This window comes from Micrococcus sp. GbtcB5, assembly GCF_019091605.1.
Classification (GTDB): Bacteria; Actinomycetota; Actinomycetes; order Actinomycetales; family Micrococcaceae; genus Micrococcus; species Micrococcus luteus.
Window position 1 is genome coordinate 1 of sequence record NZ_JAGXJK010000406.1, and the last position, 240, is coordinate 240.

General features: G+C 75.8%; 1 pseudogene. It reads right to left on the minus strand.

Annotated features, from left to right (window positions below):
• A pseudogene (locus KVS67_RS12900) lies at positions 1-240 on the minus strand (protocatechuate 3,4-dioxygenase subunit beta); the annotation flags it as partial.

Below are 240 nucleotides of genomic sequence, written 5' to 3' on the forward strand. Positions count from 1 at the left end.
GCCGGTCAGTGTGCGGCCGATGCCCGTGAAGTTCGGGTCCAGCGGCGCGGGGTGCTGGTCCCGCTTGTGGACGTAGCGGCCGGCCGCGTTGGCCTGCCAGATCTCCACCAGCTGGTGGCGCACGGGGCGGCCGTCGTCGTCGGGCACGCGGCCGCGCACCTTGATGCGCTCGCCGATCGGCTCGCCGTCCTGGCCGCCGGTCAGGTCCGCCTCGAGCGGGTGCACGTCGCGGTGGCGGCG